This is a genomic window from Enterovirga rhinocerotis (assembly GCF_004363955.1).
GTDB lineage: Bacteria > Pseudomonadota > Alphaproteobacteria > Rhizobiales > Beijerinckiaceae > Enterovirga > Enterovirga rhinocerotis.
Genome location: NZ_SNZR01000011.1, coordinates 443,400 through 465,045, shown reverse-complemented (window position 1 = coordinate 465,045; position 21,646 = coordinate 443,400). Strand labels below are relative to the sequence as shown.

General features: G+C 66.8%; 19 protein-coding genes. 8 read left to right on the top strand and 11 right to left on the bottom strand.

The window, feature by feature from the left end; genetic code table 11:
* Positions 1–9: 9 nt before the first annotated feature.
* From EV668_RS02785 to EV668_RS02745, 9 genes are all read right to left on the bottom strand, one after another.
* A complete protein-coding gene (locus tag EV668_RS02785; RefSeq protein ID WP_133768319.1) occupies positions 10–1,059 on the bottom strand; it encodes a LacI family DNA-binding transcriptional regulator in 1,050 nt (349 codons plus the stop codon).
* A gap of 73 nt (positions 1,060–1,132) precedes the next feature.
* Positions 1,133–2,317 carry an iron-containing alcohol dehydrogenase gene (locus EV668_RS02780; protein WP_208111472.1) on the bottom strand — a complete coding sequence of 395 codons (1,185 nt, stop codon included), beginning with the start codon at positions 2,315–2,317 and terminating at the stop codon, positions 1,133–1,135.
* Between the two features lie 48 nt (positions 2,318–2,365).
* Positions 2,366–3,793: an aldehyde dehydrogenase family protein gene (locus EV668_RS02775; protein ID WP_133768318.1), complete on the bottom strand. Its 1,428-nt coding sequence runs from the start codon at positions 3,791–3,793 to the stop codon at positions 2,366–2,368.
* Positions 3,794–3,828: 35 nt separating this feature from the next.
* The gene (locus tag EV668_RS02770) at positions 3,829–4,659 is read right to left on the bottom strand and encodes an N-acyl homoserine lactonase family protein (RefSeq protein WP_133768317.1); all 831 of its coding nucleotides are present in this window, start codon (positions 4,657–4,659) and stop codon (positions 3,829–3,831) included.
* Positions 4,659–5,351, bottom strand: a complete 693-nt coding sequence (locus EV668_RS02765) for an ABC transporter ATP-binding protein (RefSeq protein ID WP_133768316.1) — start codon at positions 5,349–5,351, stop codon at positions 4,659–4,661. The genes EV668_RS02770 and EV668_RS02765 overlap by 1 nt, the downstream gene beginning before the upstream one ends.
* Positions 5,344–6,108: an ABC transporter ATP-binding protein gene (locus EV668_RS02760; protein ID WP_133768315.1), complete on the bottom strand. Its 765-nt coding sequence runs from the start codon at positions 6,106–6,108 to the stop codon at positions 5,344–5,346. Before EV668_RS02760 ends, EV668_RS02765 begins: the two co-directional genes overlap by 8 nt.
* Before the next feature lie 15 nt (positions 6,109–6,123).
* Positions 6,124–7,104 (bottom strand): branched-chain amino acid ABC transporter permease, encoded by a 981-nt coding sequence (locus EV668_RS02755; protein ID WP_133768314.1) that lies wholly within the window; start codon positions 7,102–7,104, stop codon positions 6,124–6,126.
* 3 nt (positions 7,105–7,107) lie between these two features.
* A complete protein-coding gene (locus EV668_RS02750) occupies positions 7,108–7,974 on the bottom strand; it encodes a branched-chain amino acid ABC transporter permease (RefSeq protein ID WP_133768313.1) in 867 nt (288 codons plus the stop codon).
* A 22-nt stretch (positions 7,975–7,996) separates the two neighbouring features.
* Entirely contained in the window at positions 7,997–9,166 is a 1,170-nt protein-coding gene (locus EV668_RS02745) for an ABC transporter substrate-binding protein (RefSeq protein WP_245512791.1), read from the bottom strand.
* Between the two features lie 423 nt (positions 9,167–9,589).
* On the opposite strand from EV668_RS02745, the gene tcuA reads away from it, so the two are divergent.
* Positions 9,590–11,020 carry an FAD-dependent tricarballylate dehydrogenase TcuA gene (tcuA, locus tag EV668_RS02740; RefSeq protein ID WP_133768312.1) on the top strand — a complete coding sequence of 477 codons (1,431 nt, stop codon included), beginning with the start codon at positions 9,590–9,592 and terminating at the stop codon, positions 11,018–11,020.
* Entirely contained in the window at positions 11,013–12,170 is a 1,158-nt protein-coding gene (gene tcuB / locus EV668_RS02735; protein ID WP_133768311.1) for a tricarballylate utilization 4Fe-4S protein TcuB, read from the top strand. The genes tcuA and tcuB overlap by 8 nt, the downstream gene beginning before the upstream one ends.
* 278 nt (positions 12,171–12,448) lie before the next feature.
* Here the strand turns inward: tcuB and EV668_RS25550 are convergent, their stop codons facing one another.
* Positions 12,449–12,571: a hypothetical protein gene (locus EV668_RS25550; RefSeq protein WP_280960082.1), complete on the bottom strand. Its 123-nt coding sequence runs from the start codon at positions 12,569–12,571 to the stop codon at positions 12,449–12,451.
* Between the two features lie 380 nt (positions 12,572–12,951).
* Between EV668_RS25550 and EV668_RS25545 the strand changes: the two genes are divergently transcribed.
* From EV668_RS25545 to EV668_RS02715, 3 genes are all read left to right on the top strand, one after another.
* Positions 12,952–14,079 (top strand): calcium-binding protein, encoded by a 1,128-nt coding sequence (locus EV668_RS25545; protein ID WP_166652316.1) that lies wholly within the window; start codon positions 12,952–12,954, stop codon positions 14,077–14,079.
* 500 nt (positions 14,080–14,579) lie between these two features.
* The gene (locus tag EV668_RS02720) at positions 14,580–17,732 is read left to right on the top strand and encodes a glycosyltransferase family 61 protein (protein ID WP_133768309.1); all 3,153 of its coding nucleotides are present in this window, start codon (positions 14,580–14,582) and stop codon (positions 17,730–17,732) included.
* Positions 17,733–18,015: 283 nt separating this feature from the next.
* On the top strand, positions 18,016–19,131 hold the full coding sequence (locus EV668_RS02715; protein ID WP_245513031.1) for an acyltransferase family protein: 1,116 nt from the start codon (positions 18,016–18,018) through the stop codon (positions 19,129–19,131).
* Here the strand turns inward: EV668_RS02715 and EV668_RS02710 are convergent.
* Positions 19,107–19,637, bottom strand: coding sequence for a Fur family transcriptional regulator (locus EV668_RS02710; protein WP_245512790.1), 531 nt, complete (start codon positions 19,635–19,637; stop codon positions 19,107–19,109). The two genes, EV668_RS02715 and EV668_RS02710, sit on opposite strands and share 25 nt — an antisense overlap.
* Positions 19,638–19,754: 117 nt before the next feature.
* On the opposite strand from EV668_RS02710, the gene EV668_RS02705 reads away from it, so the two are divergent.
* The 3 genes from EV668_RS02705 to EV668_RS02695 are packed head-to-tail and all read left to right on the top strand — an operon-like array spanning position 19,755 to position 21,639.
* Complete coding sequence (locus EV668_RS02705) at positions 19,755–19,967, top strand: hypothetical protein (RefSeq protein WP_133768307.1); 213 nt, start codon at positions 19,755–19,757, stop codon at positions 19,965–19,967.
* On the top strand, positions 19,964–20,779 hold the full coding sequence (locus EV668_RS02700; protein ID WP_133768306.1) for a metal ABC transporter ATP-binding protein: 816 nt from the start codon (positions 19,964–19,966) through the stop codon (positions 20,777–20,779). Before EV668_RS02705 ends, EV668_RS02700 begins: the two co-directional genes overlap by 4 nt.
* The gene (locus EV668_RS02695) at positions 20,776–21,639 is read left to right on the top strand and encodes a metal ABC transporter permease (RefSeq protein ID WP_133768305.1); all 864 of its coding nucleotides are present in this window, start codon (positions 20,776–20,778) and stop codon (positions 21,637–21,639) included. The genes EV668_RS02700 and EV668_RS02695 overlap by 4 nt, the downstream gene beginning before the upstream one ends.
* Positions 21,640–21,646 lie beyond the last annotated feature (7 nt).

Sequence of the window (21,646 nt, the reverse complement as noted above, 5' to 3'; positions counted from 1 at the left end):
GGGCCGCCGTCAGTCCGTCAGCGCGCGGCAGGAACCGCGCAGGACGAGTTCGGTGGCCAATTCGATGCGCAGCGGCGACGTCAGGGCCTCGCCGGAGCCGATCCGATCCAGCAGCGCTTCGGCTGCGAGGCGGCCCAGCGCCATCGCGTCGTAGCGAACGGCGGTGATGGGCGGGGACGCCATCGTGGCGAGATCGGTATCGTTGCTGCAGATCAGCGAAACATCGTCCGGATAGGACTTGCCGAGATTGCGAAGCCCCGAGACGACGCCCGGCAGCAGGCGGACCCCGAGCGACAGAACGGCCGTCGGCGGGTCCCGCATCCCCAGCAGGACGCTCATCTGCCGGTATCCGTATTCGGACGCGAAACTGTCGAGCTTCATCAGGTCGTCGTCGGGGGCCATCCCGCGCGCGGCCAGCGAATCCTGGAACGCCCGCATGCGGTCCCGCGCGACCCGCGTTCCGCGCCCGCCCGTGATGACGGCGATCCGGCGATGCCCTAGTCCGAGAAGGTAGTCGGTCGCCTGCCGGATGCCGTTGTAATGGTCCGCTCCGACCGACATCCCGCCGATCGGCAGCTCTCTTTCCATCATCACATACGGCATGCTGGCCCGAGACACCGTCTGATTGACCTCGGCGTCGCCCTCCCGCTCCACCGTGAGGATCATGCCGTCGGCCCGGCGCCGCTTGAACAGGTTGATGAGTGCGACCTCCTTGGCGGCCTGACCGTCGCTGCTGGCCGTGACCAGCAGGTAGCCGCGCGCGGACAGGACCTCCTCCGCGCCCTTCGTCATCATCGCGTAGAGCGGATTTCGGATATCGGAGAAGATGAAGCCGATCATGCGCGAGGACGATGCGCGGATGGTCTGCGCGGCCAGGTTCGGGCTCCAGCCGAGTTCGTCGATCGCCTTCTGCACCTTGGCGGCGATGGCCGGCTTGACACCCGGCACGCTGTTGATCACCCGCGAGACCGTGCCGATGGACACCCCGGCCCGCGCCGCGACGTCCTGCGCCGTGATGCGCCCGCCCGCGATACCCCCCTGCCCCTTCTTGCCTGCCATCGTCCTCGGTCTCCGCCCGCCGCTCGCCGCGCTTCAGCTTCCGTGACGCTGCGGACGCGGCCTGGTGGCGTCGTCAGAGCCCTTCAGCGAAGAGCCTCTCGAAATCCCGCTTCGACGTCGTGCGCGGGTTCCAGCGATTGTAGCCGGCTCGCACGCAGAGCTCGGCGAGCTCCGGGATGTGCTCCTTCTTCACGCCGACATCGGCGAGATGGCGCGGGATCCCGAGTTCCGCGCAGAGATCCTGGATCGCCACGACCGCCGCCTGCGCGCCGTCCGTCTGGCTCAGGCCCTCGACATGGCACCCCATCGCACGCGCGATCTCGACATACTTGGCGGGATTCGCAATCGCGTTGAAACGGGCCACGACCGGCAGGCAGAGCGCGTTCGAGAGCCCGTGCGGGATGTGATACTTGGCGCCGACGAAGCGGGCCATGCAGTGCACGTTGCCGAGGCCGGTTTGTCCGAAGGCCATTCCCGCCAAGGCCGAGCCGGTCAGCATGGCGAGCGCGGCCTCGGCATTCTCCGGATTGGCCACCAGCGGTCCGATATTCGCCGAGATCAGGCGAAGCGCGTGCAGGTTGACGGCGTCGGTGAACGGGTTCGCGTTGCGGGAAATATACGACTCGAACGCGTGGACGAAGGCGTCCAGCCCGGAATGGGCGGCGACCGTCGTGGGAACCGTGCGCAGCGCCAGGGGGTCGAGGATCGCCACGCGGGCCGGATTGAGCGACGCGTGGCGGATCGACATCTTCAACCCGCGCTGCGTGTCGCTGATCACGCAGGAGCCCGAGACCTCCGAGCCGGTGCCGGCCGTGGTGGGAACCGCGATCAGCGGCAGCGGCGGGACCGAGAACTTCTCGATGCCCTCGTAGTCGTGGATGCGCCCGCCATTGGTGCTGACGATCGCCACGGCCTTGGCGACGTCGATCGTGGAGCCGCCGCCGATGGCGAGGACCAGTTCCGAACCGAGCGCGCGGCTGAGATCGAGAGCCTCGGCGACCGACGTGTCGCTCGGATCCGGCTCGATGTTCGAGAAGATCTCGAAGCCCGCGCCCGCTTTGCGGAGCATCTCCAGCACGTCCGCCACGAAGGCCGTCTCGACAAGCGCCGGGTCGATGGTCAGCAGGACCTTCCTCGCGGCGAAGTCCGCAAGGATGCCGTCGAGCTGCTTGTAGCTTCCCGATCCCATGACGATGCGCGTCGGGCAGAAATAGGACGATTGGGCGAGCAGCATGACCAGGTGCGCTTTCTGAGACATTTCACCGAGCGGCCGCCGATCGCGCGGCAGCCGCGTCGATCACGGATTTCAGGGGTTCAGGACGATCAGACGCTCGAGGGACATCTCCACCGCGGCATAGGCAGGCCCTTCCTTGCCGAAGCCGCTCTCCTTGACGCCGCCGAAGGGCATGACGTCGGCGCGGGCCGACGACGTCTCGTTGATCTGCACGGTTCCGAAGCGAAGCGTGCGCATGGCCTGCATCGCAATGTCCATGTTCTTGGTGAAGACGCCCGCGGCAAGGCCGAACGGGGTGTCGTTGGCGCCGTCGATCGCCTGTTTCAGGTCCTTGAACGGCCGCACCACGATCAGCGGCGCGAAGGCCTCGCGGCACCAGGCCTCGCAGCTCTCGGGCACGTCGGTGAGGACCGCCGGCGTGATCACGCTTCCCTCGCGGGTGCCGCCGCAATGGAGCGTCGCGCCGGCCGCGACGGCGTCGCGGATCCAGGCCTCGCCGCGCTCGGCCGCCTGCAGGCTGATGAGCGGGCCGACCTTGGTGGCCTCGTCGCGGGGATCGCCCGCCTTCAGGCCGCGCGCCAGCTCGGCCAGCGTCCCGACCACGGCCTCGTAGATCGATTCATGAACGTAGAGACGCTGCACCGAGGTGCAGACCTGCCCGGCCTTGCGCAGCCCGGCATTGGCGATCTTGGGCAGCGCGACCGACAGGTCCGCATCGGCGCAGACGATCGTCGAGGCGATCGACCCGAGTTCCATCTGGGTCCGGCGCAGGCCCGCATGCTGCTGGATGATCTTGCCGACGCGCGTGCTGCCCGTGAACGTGTAGAAGGCGACGTCCGGGTTCCGCAGGAGCGCCTCACCGACGTCGCCGTTCCCGTGGACGATGTGCAGGAAGCCCTTGGGCATCCCGGCTTCGAGCAGCAGCTCGCCCAGAATGCCGGCCGTCAGCGGGGTGAGCGAGGACGGCTTGAGCACGGTCGGGTTGCCCGCGGCGAAGCTCGGGCCGATCTTGTGCAGCACCGTGTTCAGCGGCGAGTTGAAGGGCGTGATCGCGCAGACGACGCCGATCGGGTCGCGGACGGTGAAGCCGATCCGCCTCTCCGAGCCGGGATGGGCGCCGAAGGGTACGACATGGCCGCACAGGGTCTTGGCGGTCTCGGCCGAGAGTTCCAGCGTCAGCTTGGCGCGGGACACCTCGCTGGCGGCATCGATCAGCGTGAAGCCCGCTTCCGAGACCATCGAATCGACGAAGCGATCCTTGTAGGCGTCGAGCAGCCGGGCGGCCCGATACAGGATCTCGGCCCGCTCATGAGGCGCCGGCACGCCCGCCTCCAGCGCGGCCAGGGCCCGCGCCACCGCGAGGTCGGCGAGTTCGACGGAGGCCGCGCAGACCTCCGCGATCAGCTTGCCGGAGAAGCGATCGTGAACCGGAAAGCGGGTCGGCGTTTCGACCCATTCGCCATCGATCAGCAGCCTGTCTTGATTGCTCGCTCGAGCCATGTCTCTCAACTTCCATACGGGATGGGGTTAGGCCCTCACGGGCGTGTCGATGGCGTCAGGGGCGCAAGCGACACGTCCCAGATCCCGTTCAGGCCAGCGACGGGCGGGAAGCGATCGCGCAACTTCGGATCGTGCCCCGGAATGATGTGATCGGGTGTCTCGGCGAGACGCTCCAGGAACCGAAGCCCGTCCAGATACTCGCGCACGTCGACGATCACGGGATAGGGGTTGGAGAGTTCGCCGTTGGCGTAGAAATGCATCGCGTCGGAGGCGAGGACCACCTTGCCGCGCTCCGTCGCGACCTCGACGATCTGCAGGCCCGGCGCGTGGCCGCCGACGGGATGGATCCACACGCCAGGCACGATCTCGGAGGCCTCGCTCGTGAAGCTCACCCGCCCCGCATAGAGCGCCCGCAGAACGGTGCAGACCTGTTCGACGTCGTAGGGCCGCCGAAGCGGCTCATGGCACATGCTGCAACCCGTCGCGTGCGCCATCTCCGTCTTGTGGACGTGGATGCGGGCATTCGGAAACTTCTCGAGGTTCCCGAGATGATCCCAGTGCATGTGGGTGACGACGACGTCAGACACGTCTTCCGCCCGGATGCCCAGATCGGCGAGCCCCTCGGTGATGCAGCGGTGGAAGATGTGGCCGCGCCTGTCGCAGGTCTCCTTGTCGCAACCGCTGTCGATCAGACAGACCCGATCGTCCGACACGGCGACCCAGCAATAGAAGTCGAGCGGCATCGGCATGTCGTGGAAATCGACGGCCGACATGAAGTTGTGCTGCGCGCGCCGCGTCGGAGGGCTCTCGGCATAGAGCATCGTGTACAGGCGATAGGCCGGCGTCTTCGACGGTGCGGACGACATCACAGATACTCCTCCGCCAGTGCCGCGCTGCGCAACTCGGCCACCGGACCCTCGCGCAGGATCGCCCCGCCCCGCATCACGTAGCCGCGCGTCGCGACCTTGAGAGCCGGAACCGCCATCTGCTCCGTCATCAGCACGGTCACGCCGGACTTGCTGAACTGGCGGATGGCATCGGAGATCTGCTGGATCCAGACGGGAGCGAGGCCGAGAAACGGCTCGTCCAGCAGCAGAAGCTTCGGCGATGCGCTCATCGCGCGGGCGATCGCGACCATCTGCTGCTGGCCGCCCGAGAGATAGCCCGCGAGATCGTCGGACTTGTCCCGGAGCATCGGGAACAGGGTCGCGAGCTTGTCGTAGACGTCGGCCTGAGCGGCCCGGCCGATGCGCGAGGCACCCGCGAGCACGTTGTCGCGGACGGTCATGGTCGGGAAGACGCGGCGGCCTTCGGGGGAATAGCCGATGCCGTGGCCGGCACGCATGGAGGGCGCGACCTTCGCGAGATCGACTCCCTCGAACGTCATGCTGCCGCCGGCGGTCGGGACCATGCCGATGATCGCGTTGATCAGGCTCGACTTGCCGGCGCCGTTGGCTCCGACGAGGATGACCGTCTCCTCCTTCGGCACCGTGATCGAAATCTTGTCGAGCGCGAGGATGCCGCCGTAGCGGACCGTGAGATCGCGGATCTCAAGCATCGGCCAAATCCTCCTCGTCCGCCGTGCCCAGATAGGCCTCGATGACGTCGCGGCGGGACAGGACCTCCGCCGGGGGGCCTTCCGCGATCAGCCGTCCACCGTCCAGAACCGCGATGCGCGGGCATAGCCGTTTGACGAGTTCCATGTCGTGCTCGACGAGAAGCACGCTCGCGCCGAGCTCGCGCACGACGGCCGCGACGTAATCGTCGATGAAGAACCGCTCGCTGCGCTCGAGGCCGGCGGCCGGCTCGTCCAGGAGGAGCACGCCGGGCTTCGTCAGGATCGCCATGATCAGGCCGAGCATCTTCTGCATCCCGTAGGGCAGCGTGTCGGACAGGTGATCGAGGCGGGCGAGCAGTCCTGCGCGGTCGAGCAGCGCCCGGACATAGGGCTCGTCCATCCGCAGGTTGCTGCCGGAGAACATCTGCGCCCGGCGCAGATTCTCCTCGACCGTTCCCGACTTGAACGTCTTGGTCTGCTGGAACGTCCGGACGACGCCGAGCTTGGCGCGCTTGGCGAGACTGACGCCGGTGACGTCGCCTCCCCGCAGCCGGACCCGTCCGGCGGTCGGTTCGAGCTGTCCGGAGAGGATGTTGATGAGCGTGGTCTTGCCGGCACCGTTGGGGCCGATGACCCCGACGATCTCCTTGTCGCCGAGCGACAGGGAGACGTCGGCGAAGACCGTGTTGCCGCCGAACCGCTTCGAGACGTTGTCGGCCTGCAGGACGGCGGAGCCGCTGGGAGCGGGGTCGCGCATGGGATCAGCCCTTGTCTAGGATGCGGTGAGGCGCGAGGCCTTCGGCTTCGGCCGAAGCTTCTCCACGACCCCGACGATCCCGCCCTTGGCGAAGATCACGGCAACGATCAGCAGGATGCCGAACAGGCCCTGCGACACCTCTCCTTGCAGGCTGAAGAGATTGGAGGCCCAGACCAGGAGGGCCGCCCCGACGAGCGGGCCGAGGATGGAGGCCTGGCCGCCGACGATCGTGTAGGCGACGTAGTTCACCGACGAGAGCGCCGAGAACGAGCTCGGATGCGCGGTCATGAGCATCTCGACGAGGGCGAACCCCGCCAGACCCGCGATGCCGGCGGACACGCAGAAGCCGTAGATCTTGTACTTCCAGGCGAGCAATCCGAGGCTCTGGCCGAGCAGCTCGTTCTCCCGGATCGACTCGAATTGCGGACGGAACACCCGCGTCAGCGCGACCGTGATGGCCGTGGCGAGCAGGGCCAGCGCCGTGCACATGAAGAGGATGCTGGTGCTGTCCTCGATGGGGCGCCCGAACGCGACCACGGCGGGCAGGCCGGCGATGCCGTTGGAGCCGCCGGTGAGACGGGGCGTCTCGAACAGCAGCAGCGGCATGATCTCCGCCAGCACGAAGGTGACGAGGACGAAATAGACGCCGCGCATCCTCAGGACCAGAAAGCCCAGCGGGATCGCGACCAGGAAGGGAATGCCGAAGGAGGCCGCGACGAGGAGGAAGACATCCGTCACGTCGTGCCGAACGCTCAGGATCGCGGCCGTATACCCGCCGATCGCCATGAAGGCGGGGACCGCGAAGATCATCAGATCCATGCGCAGCATGATGTAGACGCTGAGCGCGCCCATCACGCCGATCATGATCTGCGTCAGCAGCGAAACCGTCGCGGCGTTCGAGACGAAGAACGGCAGGGCCAGCGCCGAGACCATCACGGCGAGCGCGATGAGCTCCGCCGCGCCGATGCGGCTCAGAAGAGAGGTTTTCGTCTGCATCGGTCAGGCTCCGCGGGCCGTGCGGCCGTACAGACCCGTCGGCCGGACCAGGAGCACGATCAGGACGAGCACGAACAGCATCAGGGCGCCTTTCGAGCCCCCGAGATAGACGGCGGCATAGGCCTCGATCATTCCGACCAGGAAGGCGGCGAGGGTCGCGCCGCCGAGGCTGCCGAGGCCGCCCAGGATCACCACCAGGAACGACGCGGCCAGGACCGGCTCGCCGGCATGGGGCGTCAGCGAGAGGATCGGCGTCACGAGGGCGCCGGTCATTCCGGCAAGGCCCGTCGCCAGCGCGAAGGCCAGCGGGAACATCAGCCGCGCCCGGATCCCCAGCGCCTCCGCGACGGCCCGGTCCTCCGACAGGGCGCGGAGGCTGCGGCCGAAATTCGTCCGGTAGATCAGCGCATACGCCACGCCGATCGCCGCGAAGCAGATGGCGAAGACGATGATGTTGGCCAAGGGCACGATGATGCCGAGGAACCGCACAACGCCCTGCACCGGGAACTGGAACAGCGGCGCGTCCGGCCCGAAGACCAGCACGATGCCGGTCGTGATCACGAGCGAGAAGCCGAGCGTGAGGATGAGGGTGGAGAGGTGATCGTCGATCACCCGCTCCAGGAGGAGCAACTCGAAGAGATAGCCCAGCGCGGCCGTGGCCAGGGCGGCGGCGAGCACCGCCACCGGGTAGGGCAGCCCGGCCATGCTGACGCAGGCATAGGCGACATATCCGCCGAGGAGGTAGAATCCCCCGTGGGCGAAGTTCACGACCCCGATGATCCCGAAGATCAAGGTGAAGCCCAGCGCCAGGAGCGCGTATTGCGCCCCCAGCGACAGGCCGATCAGGCCGGCCGAAACGATCTCTACCACTGTTGCTACCTCGGGTCCGGGATCATTCGTCGGTGGGCGCTTCGACGCGCAGGTCGGGCTTGTGCTCGCCGTTCTCGATCAGACCGATGCCGAAGGGCAGGGAAAGCTCCTGACGGATCCCGTAGGTCTTCTGGCCGATCCACTTGCCCTCGCCGAGGTTCGGGTCGGAGACCTGCAGCACGCGCAGCGCCTCGGCCACCTTTTCGGCGTCCTTGTGGGTTCCGGCCTTCTCGATCGCCTGGGTCAGCGCGCGTCCGCCCGCCACGAACAGGTAGAAGAAGTTGTTCTCCGGCGGCTCTGCCTTGAGCAGGGACCTGTAGTCCTGCTGAAGCTTGCGGACCTTCTCGTCGATATAGACCGGCTCGAACCAGTAGAAGTTACGAACGACATCCTTGCCGCCCGCGATGCGCAGGATTTCCTCCGTGCCGGGGCCGCCGAGGCGCCCGATCACGCCCTGATAGCCTGCCTGACGGAGCTGCTTGATGAGGATGCCCGCATCGCCGGGCGGCGTCGAGACCGTATCCACCACGTCCGGATTGGCCGAGATGATGCGGGTCACGATCGGCGCGAAGTTCGTCGTACCGCGCTGGTAGTACTCGAGCCGCGTCGTCACGCCGTTGTTCTTGTAGACCTCGGCCGCAACCTCGGCGACATCGGTCCCGGCCTGATCGTTCGGAGCGATCGTCAGAGCCGACTTGATCCCGAACTTCTCCTTGGCGAGCTTGACGATCGGATCGCCCCAGGCCGCCGGGCCGGGACCCATGTGGAACGTCAGCGGCCAGCGCGGGCCGATGGCATCGCGCGCATAGCTGTCGCTGAACATGATCATCTTGTTGCGGTTCGCGAGCGGCTTCATGCCGGTCACTTCGGGCGAGCCCATCGGCCCGAGGATGAACTTCACGCCGAGGCTGGCGAAGTTGTTGGCAGCCGCGGCTGCTCCCTCGGCCGTGTACTTCGTGTCGATCGAGACGACCTGCAGCTTGCAGGTCTCGCCGCCGACCTTGAGGCCGCCGCGCTGGTTGGCCTCGGCGGCGACGAATTCGGCCGCTCCCTTGATGGCCATGCCCCACTGGGTCGCCGCACCCGAGAGCGGGCCAGCCGCGCCGATCTTGAATTCGCAGGCCTGTGCGCCGCCGGCGACGGTCAGGGCGATCAGAGATACCGCGATGCGTTTCGCTGCTTTTGTCTGCAACCTACTTCTCCCTTTCGATATCGGTAACGACCGTTGCGATTTTTTGAAACGCTTCAATTCGAACGAACGAAAGCCACATCCGATCGGCATCGTCAAGCGGGCCCCGCAAATCCCTGCGCAATCAACGCCGCCGAGGACCCATCTCGCACCTCGTCAAGACGCCACGATACGCCACGAGGCGAGCGAAAGCGCAAAAATATGAAACGCTTCATCATGCCTTGTGGATGATCGGACGCTCGTGTTCGGCCGGGCCGACGGCGGTGAACACCACCCGGCGAACGGCGACGCCGCATCTCGAAGACATCGGGATGGAGACGCCCGCACCTACGCCGATCCAGTCTTGACACGTTCTAAGATATATATGTATACACTTGCATACTAGTCGCCCCAACGGGCTCCCCCACGATCCCCCACCGCCCCCACATGCCCTCCGACGAAACCTCGTACGACGTCCTCGTGATCGGGGGCGGGAACGCCGCCCTCTGCGCCGCCATCAGCGCCCGCCGCGAAGGCGCGCGCGTTCTGGTGCTCGAGGCGTCTGACGCCTTCTGGCGGGGCGGCAACACGCGCCATACCCGCAACATGCGCTGCGCCCACGACGCGGCGACCGAGAGCCTCTCCGGGCCCTACACCGAGGAGGAGTTCTTCGAGGACCTGATGCGGGTCACGAAGGGCCGCACCGATCAGGATCTCGCGCGCCACATGATCCGCGAGTCGAAGACGATGCTGACCTGGATCGAGGAGCAGGGCGTGCGCTGGCAGCCCTCGCTCGGCGGCACGCTCTCGCTCGGGCGCACCAACTCGTTCTTCCTCGGCGGCGGCCGCGCCATGCTGAATGCGCTCTATCGCACCGCCGAGACGCTCGGCGTCGAGATCCGCTACGAGGCCGAGGTCACGGCGCTCGAGATCGCGGACGGCATGTTCCTGTCCGCGACCGTCAACGGCGAGACCTTGCGCGCGAAGGCGCTGGTCGCGGCGGCGGGCGGCTTCGAATCCAACATCGAATGGCTGAAGCGCTACTGGGGCGAGGCCGCCGAGAACTTCCTGATCCGCGGCACACGGAACAACAAGGGCACCATCCTTCGCCTGCTTCTCGACGCGGGCGTCCAGGAGGTCGGCGATCCGACCCAGTGCCACGCCGTCGCGATCGATGCGCGGGCGCCGAAATACGACGGCGGCATCATCACGCGGCTCGATTGCGTCGTCTTCGGCATCGTCGTGAACAAGCACGCCCAGCGCTTCTATGACGAGGGCGAGGACATCTGGCCGAAGCGCTACGCCATCTGGGGGCGCCTCGTCGCGGCCCAGCCCGATCAGATCGCCTACATCATCTTCGACGCCTCCTCGCTCAAGCTGTTCATGCCCTCGCTCTTCCCGCCGATCTCGGCGTCGACGATCGAGGGCCTCGCCGAGAAGCTCGGGCTCGAGCCCGCCGCGCTTCGCGAGACGGTGGACGGATTCAACGCGGCCGTGCAGCCGGGGACCTTCGACGACAAGGTCCTCGACGATTGCCGGACCGACGGGCTCGACCCGCCGAAGACCCATTGGGCAAGGCGCATCGAGGAGGCTCCGTTCTACGCCTACCCCGTCCGCCCCGGCATCACCTTCACCTATCTCGGCACGCGCGTGAACGAGGAGGCGCAGATCCTGATGGCGGATGGCCGCCCCTCCGCGAACATGTTCGCGGCCGGAGAGATCATGGCCGGCAACGTTCTCGGCGAGGGCTACGCGGCCGGGATCGGCATGACGATCGGCGGCGTCTTCGGCCGCATCGCAGGGCGTGAGGCGGCGCGGACCGCCCGCGGAAATCGAGCCCAGGGAACCATCGCGGCGAAGGAAGCGACCGATGTCTGAAGCACTCTTCGCTGAGCGCACCGCGACCGCAGGCTCGGTGCCGAACCACGCCACGGCCTCGCTCGCCGAGGCCGACCGCCTGATGACGGTCTGCAATTCCTGCCGCTATTGCGAGGGGTTGTGCGCCGTCTTCCCGGCCATGGAGATGCGCCGGGCCTTTCCGGACGGCGACCTCAACTACCTCGCCAATCTCTGTCACAATTGCGGGGCCTGCTACTGGGATTGCCAGTTCTCTCCGCCGCACGAATTCGACGTCAACGTGCCGAAGGTGCTGGCGAAGGTCCGCAACGACAGCTACGCGCACTATGTCTGGCCGGGCGCGCTGGCGGGCGTCTTCGCGCGGAACGGGCTCTTCATCGCGCTCGCGGCCGCCTTCGGCGTCGCCGCCTTCATCATCGGCTTCGCCGCCTGGCACGACGCGGCGACCCTGTTCGGCACCCATACGGGTCCCGGTGCCTTCTACCGGCTGATGCCGCACAACACGATGGTCGCCCTGTTCGGCGCGGTCTCGCTCTATGCCGTCGTCGCGATCGCCCTCGGCATCCGCGCCTTCTGGCGCGACATCGCCGCGCCGCGCGCCGCGATCACCGATTGGGCGTCGATCTGGCAGGCGGTCAAGGACGCCGGGAGCCTGCGCTATCTCGACGGCGGCGGGGTCGGCTGCATGAACGACGACGAGAAGCCGAGCGATGCGCGGCGCCTCTATCATCACCTGACCTTCTACGGCTTCATGCTCTGCTTCGCCGCCACCTCGACGGCGACGCTCTACCATTACCTCCTCGGCCTGGAGGCGCCGTATCCCTGGTACGACCTGCCGGTGGTGCTCGGCACGGTCGGCGGCATCGGTCTTCTGATCGGCCCGGCCGGCCTCCTCGCCGCGAAGTGGCGGCGCGAGCCGGATCTCATCGACGAGACGCGTCTCGGGATGGACGTCGCCTTCATCGCGATGCTGTTCCTGACCAGCCTGACCGGCCTGCTCCTGCTCGTCCTGCGTGCGACGCCCGCCATGGGCGTGATGCTAGCCGTGCATCTCGGCGTCGTCTTCGCGCTCTTCCTGACGATGCCCTACGGCAAGTTCGTGCACGGCATCTATCGGGCGCTGGCCCTCGTGCGCTACGCCCACGAGCGCCGGCTGGAGAGCCACGGCTAGAGCAGGCCGCGGGAAGGCGGGGCCGGCTCGGGCGGCGGCGCCGCACAATCGCTCGCGAGAGCCATCGCCCTCCCCCTGCTGCGATCTCGGCATGATGGAGAGCGAGGCCCTTTCGCCCCGAGGCCGCCGAAATCTTCCTCGGGCCGCGCACCGACACCGTGGAGCTGGCGGCGCATAACCTGCCAGCCTGCCGCGAGAAAACTCAGCCAAGGCAGCACTCGGTTCCTGGCCGGCCCGCGTCACAACGGTGCTCGCCCCATCAAGCCCTCAACAACGGCTCACCTCCACCGAGCAGCAGGCTCGATCCCCAGCATGAGCTGGCCCACCGCATAGGTGCCGAGGAGAAACGTGCCGAGCGTATCGTTGACGGCAAAAAGCAAAACGCCGACCAGCATCATCACGATGCCTCCGACTGCTCCCGTCCTGAGGCCATCGCGCGTGGATGTGAAGGACAACGCTCGCTCCCTGAAGGGGAGCGGACGCCATCGCACCCCTCCCCGCCCTTGCCAGCATGAGAAGAACCGTATCAAAATCGCGATGAACGAGAGAGATCATCCGCATCTGATGGCTGGTTCGTTCGGTTCCGGGCACATGGGCGCGCAACCATCATAGCGACGCGCGAGGATGGGCAATCATGTTTGTCAACTTCACGCTCGGCGGAGACATCAATCCGAACAGCGCTACGAACTGGATTAACGGCGGCTTTCCCTCACGCTCGGTTTACGTCGGACGCTACGATCAATCGCCTCGATACCAGCAGGGCGCTCACCCTGACTCCGCCATGACCTACGACGACGGCGTCGCCGCCCCGTTCGTCGATAACTCGATCACCGCGACCGACCGGGGTTTTCTGATCAGCCTCGCAGGGAACACAGGCACCGGCACGCTCGTCGGCGGCGATTTCGGCGACATCCTGATCGGCGGCTCGGCTGCGGACAGCCTCAGCGGCGGCGCGGGCGATGACCGCCTCGATGGCGGCCTCGGGGCCGACACGATGACGGGCGGCACCGGCAACGACATCTACTATGTCGACAATGTGAACGACGTCGTCGTGGAACTCGCCGGCGAAGGGATCGACCAGGTCCGCACGACGCTCGCGAACTACGTGCTCCGCGACAACGTCGAAAACTTGTTCCTGATGGGAAGCGCCGATCTCATCGGCTATGGCAACGAGCTCGACAACATCCTGATGGGCAATGCCGGCACGAACACGCTTTGGGGCGGAGCGGGCAACGACAGGCTCGACGGGCGGGCAGGCGCCGACACCCTCATCGGCGGCACCGGCAACGACACCTACTACATCGACGATCGCGGCGACGTCATCCTCGAGGTCGCCGGCGAGGGCTACGACACCGCCATGCTGGGCGTCGACGGCTACGTCCTCGCCCACAGCGTCTCGGTCGAGCGGCTGATCCTGCGCGACGGCGTCACCACCGCGACCGGCAACAACCTCGACAACCTGATCCAGGGCAACGGGGGCGACAACGTCCTCTTCGGCGGGGGCGGGCGCGACACGCTGCGAGGCGGCGCGGGCAACGACACGCTGATCGGCGGCGCGGGCATCGACAACCTCTATGGCGGGATCGGCGCCGACACCTTCGTCCTCACCGCGACGACGGCCGACCGCGACATGATCCGCGATTTCGCGGCGGCCGAGGACATGCTCCAGATCAGCGCCTCGCTCTTCGGCGGCGGCCTGATCGCCGGGGACGAGCTCACGCCCGAGCAATTCGTGCTGAGCACGACCGGGCGGGCGACGAGCGCGACGGATCGCTTCCTCTATGTCGAGAGCAAGGGGCATCTCTATTACGATGCCGACGGCTCCGGCCGGGACGAGGCACCGCAGCTCATCGCCGTCCTCACGACCAACCCCACCCTCACCGCCGCGCATTTCGACATCGTCATCTGAGCGCGCGGGCGGAAGCCCGCGAAAACACATCGATCCACGCCGATCATCGGGCCGGACGGACGTCCCGGTCGGCACCCCTGTGCCGAAGACGGCCATCCCAGAGTCCTCTTGGACATACTGCGGGGCGGGCGACGCGGCGTAGGACGATGCGGTCGATGGCGATGTGGATCACTGTCGCGCCTCGAATGACGCTGATCGCCAGCCGGCAAACGGGATGGCGGGAGCCTTCGGCCGTACAGCCAAACGTGGCTGCGTCGAATCCAGCCCCATAGCGGAGGCCAACACCGCCGGCTGGGTCCCTGACTGGTGCGCATCACAACGGAGCTCACCCATCGAGCCCTCGGCTACGGCTCACCTTCCGGATCAGCAGAACTCGCTCGAGCCCACGCCCCTGTCCGGCCGCCGAGGAGCAACAACAAGTTGCGCCCACGCCCGCGACACTATAGCGCTCTCCGACAAGGGGCACCAAAGCCTCGACCAAAACGGAGCGGAACGCGGCGATGGGCAGGAATGCCGAGAGAAAGCTGAGCGGAGATCAGTTTTCCTTTCGTTATCTGGATCACGAACTCGGCCACATGCGGGAGGTGGTTCGCCGCCTGGGCGTTCGATCACACGAACTGCGCGTGAAGACGCTGGACGATGCGATCTTCGTTCCGGATGCCGTCGCAGCGGCCAACGGGCGCGCAGGCGACCGCGGCGGGCTTCTTCACGGTGACGGCAGCGTGGTCACAGAGGCCGCCGGCCGGCGCTGGCCGAAGCCGATGCCCGTCACGCCCACGACGGTCGTAGACCAGGACGTCATCTACGGCGGACGGGTCTTCGGCCATTACGGAGTCTTCCTCCTCGAGTCGCTGTGCCGCCTTTGGGCCGCCGCGCAATTCGACCCGTCCCTGCCCATCGTGTTCAACGTGCAGGCCTTCACCTCGACCCAGCATCAGCTTCTCTCGGTCTTCGGCATCGATCCCGAGCGCCTGATCGTCCTGACCGAACCGACCCGGCTACGGCGCGTGCATATCCCGGAGCCGATCGCGGAACTGACCCACTGGGCTCATGATCGGACTGGCGGGTTCTACCGCGACGCAGCACGACGGGTTCTGGGTGAATGTGCCGTCGACCACATCAGCGATCAGCCCCTCTATATCAGCAGAAACAAGCTATCCAGCAGCCATCGCCAGACGATCGGCGAGTCGGAACTCGAGAGCATCCTGACCGAAAACGGATTTGCCATCGCTCATCCGGAAACGATGAGCGTTGCCGATCAAATCAAGCTCTTCAATTCCCACAAGCACATCTTCGGCACATGCGGCACCGCGCTTCATAACGCCCTGTTCTCACTTCACCGACCGCATCTGCATATCTTCGTCGATGGGCTACCACCGAGGGAGTTTTTTCTGACGTCCGCTATTGCGGAGGCACCAACCACCTTCATTCAATGTCTAAGCTCAGGGAAGCACAAGGACTCACGAACCGCCGCCCATCGCCTGCTCCCGCAACTGATTGAATTCTGGCCACTTCTGCAATATCTGACAGAGCATCGGTTCATCACCGAAATATCCCGCAACGACACGGCCTATGTTTCCGATCACGCGACAGCTCTGCATTCCGAAGCGTGGGTATTCTCCCGCATCATTCTCGCGAAGCGAAGCAAAGAACCGCTGACATCGACCGAGGAGGATGAGGCTGTCCAGTATGCGGAAGGCTCGTGGCCGGTTGCCGCGGCGCTGATGTGGTACTCGCTGGACCGAGACCAGCAGCGTGTAGAGGCACTCGCGGGCAAGCTGCTGACGCTCGTCGAGGCCGAACAATCGCCGGAGAGGATCGAGCGATACGGCGCCGACACGATCCTGGCGATGCGCCGCTCTCTGACGTCGCTGCCGGCCGATCTGGCCCATGATCTCCAGGCTGCCGCCTTCGACAAGCTCGGCGCAGCGCAAAATGGCAACACGAGGCGAAGAAACGCAAGCGAGTTAGCAATCAAACGCGGTGAGAAAAATCTCAGCGGCGATGCATTCTCCTTTCGGTTTCTTGATCAAGACGTCAACCATATTCGGGACATGGTCAACCGATTGGGTATCCGCTCGCACGAGTTGCGCGTGAGCACGCTGGAAGACCTGATTTTCGTGCCGGATTCCGTCGCCGTGACCAACGGAGGTCCGGGTGACCGCGGCGGCCTTCTGCATGAGGACGGCAGCGTGATCGCGGAGGCTTCCGGCCGCCGTTGGCCGAAGCCGATGCAGGTCAAGCCCGCGCAGGTTCTGGCGCAGGACGTGATCTACGGCGGCTGGATCTTCGGTCAGTACGGACACTTCATCCTGGAGACACCGTGCCGACTTTGGGCCATCGCCCAATTCGACCCGTCGCTACCCATCGTGTTCAACGGCAGGGGAACCACCGCGGTCCAGCGCAAGGTTCTGTCGGCTTTCGGCATCGATCCCGAGCGCCTGCTCTTTCCGACAGAAGCGACCCTCCTGCGGCGCGTGCACGTCCCGGAAGCGATCTCGGAACTCGCCCATTGGGCCCATGATCGGACAGGTGAACTCTACCGCGATGCGGCTCGAAGAGTGCTGGGCGAACATGGTCCAGACCAAGTGAGCGATCAGCCGCTCTATATCAGCAGAAACAAGCTCTCGAGCAGCTATCGGCAAACCATTGGAGAGGCCGCTCTCGAAAAAATCCTGTCGGACAACGGCTTCGCCATCGCCCATCCGGAGACGATGAGCTTCGAGGAGCAAATCAAGGTCTTCAACTCCCACAGGCACATATTTGGCTGCAGCGGCACAGCCATGCACAATATCTTATTCTCGCTGCATCGGCCGCATCTTCATATGTTTGTCGATGGGCTGCCAATGAGAGAATACTTCCTGAGCGCCGTTGTGGCTGGGGCGCCCACCACCTTCATTCAGTGCTTGAGCTCGGGCGGGCGCGAGGTCCCGCTCACCTCCATGTGGCGCGTTCTGCCGCAGGTGGTGGAGTTCGAGCCGTTGCTTCAGTACCTGGCGGAGAACGGCTTCGTTACGCAACGCGCCGAAGGCGACGCGACTGGCGTTGCGCAGCGCACGATCGAGCTGCATTCGGAGGCCTGGATCTATACCCACGTCAATCTCGCGCAGCGCGCAAGAAAGGACCTGACGCCCGCCGAAGAGGATGAGGCGACCCATCACGCCGAGGCCTCCTGGCCGATCGCTGCGATGCTGATGTGGTACTGGTCGGGCAGAGATCCTCAACGGGCCGCGGCGATGGCCAGCAGGCTACAGTCACTCGTTCAGACCGAAGGTTCCCCGGAACGGATCGAGCGGTATGGCGCCGACGCAATCTTCGTGACGCATCGATGTCTGGCGCTGCTGCCGCCCGATTTGGCGGATGATCTCCTGATCGTCATCTCCGACCGACTGGGATTGCCGCCTCGCGGAAGTCACGAGCGGCCAAGCGCGAATGTCGGCACCACAACGGCCGATGCGGCATTCGTCGAGGTGACGAAGCCGGTTGCCGACGACCCCATCGACGCCCCAATCGTCGAGCCGCGCGGTCCGATGTCGTCCGGCTCGGTCTTCGGCCGTCGCCTGTGGGCTCGGCTCGCCGGCGCGTTGTTCGGAATGCGGCAGGCTTTTCGTGGGCGGCCAACCGGGGATTCAGGCGGGATCGCCAAAGACTGAGCGCGTGCCATCGGCCGACCGGGCTTTTCATGCCGCGAGCGGTGGCGGTCGATCTCGATCGGTCATCGCCCGGCGGCAGGTCGCGGGGCGCCCGATCCGGCCGCGCGAGCCGGCCTGAAACGAACCGGTCCTCGACAATTCGCCTCAAATACCGCGCGCATTCGGTGGTTCCGATAACCCTCGCGGAAGGTTTGACGTCTAGGCTCCCGTCCCCATGGAGATCGTGAGCTACGCCCCGCAAGGCGGCGATCGGCCGCCGGAGGGCCGGCCCCTCGGACCCGTCGTGCCGACGGGGGCCGCGCCGCGCCTCGACTGGGTCGATACGGCGAAAGGCATCTGCATCGTCCTCGTCGTGATGATGCATGCCACGCTCGGCGTCGAAGCCGCCATGGGGCGCGAAGGCTTCATGCATTGGGCGGTGGCCTTCTCGAAGCCGTTCCGCATGCCCGATTTCTTCCTGCTCTCGGGCCTGTTCCTCTCGCGCGTGATCGATCGGCCCTGGCGGGTCTATGCGGACAAGCGCGTCCTCCACTTCGCCTATTTCTACGTGCTGTGGCTCGTCATCCAGTCGGCCGTGAAGTTCAGCCAGGTCTCGGACGGGACGATCGTCGGGTTCCTCCAGCACCTCGCCGTCTCGATGGTCGAGCCCTTCTCGACGCTGTGGTTCGTCTATCTGCTGGCCGTGTTCTCGGTCGTCACGAAGCTGCTGCGGCCGGTGCCCGGGCTCGTCGTTCTCGCCGCCGCGGCCCTGCTCCAGATGGCACCGATCGAGACCGGCTATCTTCTGATCGACGAGTTCTGCGAGCGCTGGGTCTTCTTCCTCGCGGGCTACCTGTTCGCGGACCGCATCTTCCGGCTCGCCGAATTCGCGCGAACGCACGTCGCCGCGTCTCTCGCCGGCCTCGGCATCTGGGCGGTGATCAACGGAGGTCTCGCCTTCACGCCGGCATCCTTCCTCGGCGCCACGACCCTTGCCGAACTGCCGGGCATCTCCCTTCTGCTCGGCCTTGCGGGAGCGGCGGCCATCGTCGTGATCGGCGTGCTCCTGACCCGGGCACGCGTTGCCGAGCCACTGCGCTATGCGGGCTCGAAATCGATCGCGATCTACCTGACCTTCTTCCTGCCGATGGCCTTCACGCGCCTTCTGCTGACACGCTACGAGGTCATCTCCGATCCGGGCATCGTCGCGGCGATCGTGACCCTGGTCGCAGTCCTGTTCCCGCTCCTCTGCGAGCGGCTGGTGCGCGGCACGCGCTTCGGCTTCCTCTACGAGCGCCCTTCCTGGGCGCGGCTGACGCCGAAGACGGGGCAGGAGCCCCCTCTCTCGCCCCCGGCCGAGCAGCCGAAGATCGACCTCAGCCGGGCCTTACGCTCTCACCGCGGAGAGGCCGCGGCCTGACAGCCGGCGCATTCGCCTTCGACCTCGACCGCCCGCGCCCCGGGACGGAAGCCGGTGGCCGCGGCGGTTCCGGTGAGGCTCGCGGCGATCTCGTCCGACGTCACCTCGTCGACCCCCCCGCAGGAGGAGCAGACGAGGAACACCGTCGCGGCATGGGATTCGTGCGCGTGGTTGCACGGCAGATAGGTGTTGCGCGTCGCGATCCGGTGGATCAGGCCCGCCTCGATCAGGACGTCGAGCACGCGATAGACCGAAATCGGCGCGATGCGTCGTTCGCGGCCGAGCCGCTCGACGAGATCATAGGCGCCGAGCGGCCTCTCCGCCGCGGCGAGCGCTTCCAGCACGCGCCGGCGCAGGGGCGTGAGCTGGGTGCCTTTCGCGCGGCAGATCTCCTCCGCGTGCCGCATGAAGGCCGCCGGATCGGAATGCCCACACGGCCCGTGGTCGTGTCCGGCATGGGCATGGTGATGGTCGTGGTCGTGGTCGTGTCGATGGGGGTCAGGCATCTCCCGTCTCGATCCTGCCGTTCTCTCTCGCCCTCCCGATCCGATCCCGCGGGATTGAAACCGTGAGCGTTACAACATAACATAGTGACGGATTTCACGATATCATCCCGAGCCGTCATGGTCACTCTCGCCAAGAGCCCCGCCCGGAGCGTGAGCCTCTCCCAGGGCTCCGCCATGGGCGCGCTCGCCCATCCGCGAGCACCGGCGCAGGTGCGCGCGGCCCCCCGGCTGCCTGCCTCGCTGATGCGGATGGGGCTCGCCGGCCGACTCGCGATCGCAGGCGTCGGCACGGTTCTGCTCTGGGCGGCGATAGGCCTCGGCCTCGCGTGACCTCCGCCGGCTCTCCGGCGCTCGTCTTCCATGACCTGACGCTCGGCTATGACCGCCGCCCCGCGGTCCATCACCTCGACGGCATCGTGCACGAGGGCGACCTGCTTGCCGTCGTCGGCCCGAACGGGGCCGGCAAATCGACCTTCCTGAACGGGATCGTCGGACAGGTGGCGACGCTCGGAGGCCGGCTCGACCTCTGCGGCCGCACCGTGCGCGACTTCGCCTATCTGCCGCAGCGGGCCGAGATCGACGCGAGCTTCCCGATCAACGTCCACGATTTCGTCGCGACCGGAGCCTGGCGGCGCCTCGGCGCCTGGCGGCGGGCGGGGCGCGAGGAGGAACTCCGGATCGCCGACGCCCTCGCCCGCGTCTCGCTGACGGGGTTCGAGGCCCGGCCGATCGGCACCCTGTCCGGCGGACAGCTCCAGCGGGCGCTGTTCGCACGGACCATCGTGCAGGATGCGCGGCTGATCCTCCTCGACGAGCCCTGCGCGGCGGTCGACACCCGCACGAGCGAGGACCTCCTCGCGGTCATGACCGGCTGGCATCGGGAGAGACGCACCGTGATCGCGGCCCTGCACGATCTCGATCAGGTGCGCCGCGCCTTCCCGCGCACGCTCCTTCTCGCCCGCAACCCGGTCGCCTGGGGATCGACGGCGGAGGTGCTGACGCCCGAGAACCTCGTCCGCTCACGACAGCTCGTCGAGGCCTGGTCCAGCGACCGGGAGCCTTGCGCGGATGACGGGCACGGGCCTTCGCACGGCCATGCGCATGATCACGCGACGGCGCATCGCAAGGATGCGGCGGCATGATCGACGCCGTCTTCGGGCCCTTCGTCGAATTCGCCTTCATGAGGAGGGCCCTGGTCGGCTGCCTCGCGCTCTCGCTCTCGGCGCCGCCGATCGGCGTGTTTCTCGTCCTGCGGAGGATGAGCCTGATGAGCGACGCGATGGCCCATGCCATCCTGCCGGGCGCGGCGATCGGCTTCCTCGTCGCGGGCCTGTCCGTTCCGGCGATGACGGCGGGCGGCCTCGTCGCGGGCGTCGCGGTCGCGCTCGGGGCGGGCTTCGTCGCCCGCCACACGGTCCTGCGCGAGGATGCGAGCCTCGCGGCCTTCTACCTGCTCTCGCTCGCGGCGGGCGTGACCCTCGTCTCGATGCGGGGATCGAGCGTCGATCTCCTGCATTTCCTCTTCGGCAGCGTGCTCGCGCTCGGCGACGATGCGCTGGTGCTGCTCGGCGCGGTCGCGACGGTGACGCTGGGCTGGCTCGCGGTGGCCTATCGCCCGCTCGTGATCGAATGCGTCGATCCGCTGTTCCTGCGCCTGTCCGGCCGGGCGAGCGCGCTCACGCATCTGTCCTTCCTCGCCGTCGCGGTGCTGAACCTCGTCGCCGCCTTCCAGGCGCTCGGCACGCTCCTCGCGGTCGGGCTGATGATCCTGCCGGCCGTCGCGGCGCGGTTCTGGGCGCGCGATCTCGCCCCGCTGATCGGCATCGCGATCCTGATCGCGGCCTTCTCCAGCGTCGCGGGCCTGCTGCTGTCCTATCACGCCGGCCTGCCGTCGGGGCCTGCGATCATCCTGTCCGCGGGGGCGATCTATCTCCTGTCGATGCTGTTCGGCCGGCGCGGCGCCCTCATCCATGCGCAGGCCGCGGGCCATCTGCGCGGATAGACCACGA